This window comes from Streptomyces hilarionis (assembly GCF_024539675.1).
Taxonomy (GTDB): domain Bacteria; phylum Actinomycetota; class Actinomycetes; order Streptomycetales; family Streptomycetaceae; genus Streptomyces; species Streptomyces hilarionis.
On the sequence record NZ_JAHHIT010000325.1, the window covers coordinates 1 to 2,654 of the forward strand.

Here is a 2,654-nt window from a genome sequence, read left to right on the forward strand (position 1 = left end):
GACCGGGCGGCCCTCGCCGACCTGCTGGCGGCGATACCCGCCGAACACCCCCTCACCGCCGTCTTCCACACCGCGGGGGTCGCCAGTTACGGCCCTGTACGCGACCTGGAAGAGGCGGACCTGCGAGCGCAGATGGCCGCCAAGACCCTCGGCGCCCGCCACCTGGACGAGCTGACCGCCGAACTCGGCCTGGAACTGCACGCGTTCGTCATGTTCTCGTCCGGCGCCGCCGTGTGGGGGAGCGCGGGCAACGCCGGGTACGCGGCCGCGAACGCCTATCTGGACGGGCTGGCGTGGGAGCGCCGGGCCCGCGGTCTGACGGCGACCTCGGTGTCCTGGGGCAGCTGGAAGAACACGGGCATGGCGACCGAGGGGACCGCGGAGCAGCTGGCCCGGCGCGGTGTCCGCCCGATGGATCCGGCGCTGGCCGTCGAGGCGCTCCGGCAGGCGCTGGAGCACGACGAGACCGCCCTGACGGTGACCGACATGGACTGGGCGCTGTTCACGCCGGGCTACACCATGGCCCGTCGGCGCCCCTTGATCGAGGACATCCCCGAAGTCGCCCGCGCGCTCCGCGAGGACTCCGCCGGCTCGGCGGACGACGGCTCGGCCGGCTCCGCCCTGCGCGCGCAACTGGCGGGGCTGGGGCGCGCCGAGCGGCTCGACCTGCTGATGGACCTGGTGCGTGGGGAGGCCGCCCGCCTCCTGGCCCAGGCCTCCCCGGCCGACGTCACGCCGGAGCGGCCGTTCAAGGAACTGGGCTTCGACTCGCTGACCGCGATGGAGCTGCGCAACCTGCTCAACGCGGCCACCGGCCTGCGGCTGCCCGCCACGCTCGTCTTCGACTATCCCAACCCGCGTCGACTCGCCGCCTACCTGTGCGACGAACTCGTCGGCGCCGGGACGGACCCGGAGGCGCCCGAAGCCGTCGTCCGCACGGTGTCGGCGTCCGACGAACCGCTGGCCGTCGTCGGCATGGCCTGCCGCTACTCCGGCGGAGTCGCCTCCCCGGATGACCTGTGGCAGGTGATGGCCGAGAACAGGGAAGGGCTGTCCGACTTCCCGTCCTACCGGGGATGGGACCGCTGGAACCTCGCCAGCCTTCGCCGGGCCGGATTCCTGCACGAGGCGGGCGACTTCGACGCCGCCTTCTTCGGGATCTCGCCCCGTGAGGCGCTGACCATGGACCCGCAGCAACGGCTGCTGCTGGAGACCTCCTGGGAGGCCGTGGAACGGACCGGCATCGACCCCAAGTCGCTGCGCGGCAGCGACACCGGCGTCTTCGTCGGCGGCACGGCCGTCGAGTACGGCGCCCTGCTGATGAACTCGCCGGCCAGCCAGGGTTACGCCGTCACCAGCTCCTCCGGCAGCGTCATGTCGGGCCGTATCTCCTACACCCTCGGGCTGGAGGGGCCCGCCGTCAGCGTGGACACGGCGTGCTCGTCCTCGCTGGTCGCCCTGCACCTCGCCGCGCAGGCGCTGCGCAACGGCGAGTGCGCGCTCGCGCTGACCGGCGGTGTCGGCCTGATGGCCACGCCGGGCGCGTTCGGCGAGTTCGACACGCTCGGCGGACTGTCGGCCGACGGCCGGACCAAGGCCTTCGCGGCGGCCGCGGACGGCATCGGCTGGGGTGAGGGCGTCGGCATGATCGTGCTGGAGCGGCTGTCGGACGCGCGCCGCAACGGGCACGAGGTGCTCGCCGTGGTCCGGGGCTCGGCGATCAACCAGGACGGTGCGTCGAACGGGCTGAGCGCGCCGAACGGCCCCTCGCAGCAGCGGGTGATCCGGCAGGCCGTCGCCAACGCCGGACTGACCCTCGCCGACGTCGACGTGGTCGAGGCGCACGGCACCGGCACCACCCTCGGCGACCCCATCGAGGCGCAGGCGCTGCTCAACACCTACGGACAGGAACGCCCGGCCGACCGGCCGCTGTGGCTCGGCTCCGTCAAGTCCAACATCGGGCACACGGGTGCGGCGGCGGGCGTGGCGGGCGTCATCAAGTCGGTGCTCGCCCTGCGCCACGGGGTGCTGCCCAAGACGCTCAACGTGGACGAGCCGACGCCGAAGGTGGACTGGTCGGCAGGGGCGGTGGAACTGCTCACCGACGCACGGGAGTGGCCGCGGTCCGACGACCGTCCGCGGCGCGCCGGCGTCTCCTCGTTCGGCATCAGCGGCACGAACGCGCACGTGATCATCGAGGAGGCGCCGGCGGCCGAGGAGTCACCGGCCCGGCCCGGATCCGAGCAGACGTCGCCGCCCGCACTCGCGACGCCGGTCGTCCCGTGGGTCGTCTCCGGACGGTCGCAGGGGGCTCTGCGCGGCCAGGCCGAACGCCTCTCCGCCCTGGTCGCGCGCGAGCCCGGCCCCGACCTCGCCGACGTCGCGTTCTCCCTTGCCACGACCCGGGCCGGTCTGGAACACCGGGCCGTGGTCCTCGCTGCCGACGCGTCGGACATGCTCGACGGCCTGCGCGGACTCACGGCGCAGGGCTCGGCCCCCGGCGTCGTCACCGGCGTCGCCGCTGCCGACAGCCGTCCCGTGTTCGTCTTCCCGGGTCAGGGGTCGCAGTGGGTCGGGATGGGGCGGGAGTTGTGGGACGTCTCGCCGGTGTTCGGGGAGTCGATGGTGGCGTGTGAGCGGGCGTTGTCGCCGTT

The 2,654-nt window shown here is 73.7% G+C and carries 1 protein-coding gene; it reads left to right on the top strand.

What is annotated here, in order from left to right; genetic code table 11:
• Positions 1–2,654, top strand: a 2,654-nt coding sequence (locus KMS84_RS38340) for a type I polyketide synthase (RefSeq protein WP_256921178.1), incomplete at both ends; no start/stop codon positions are given.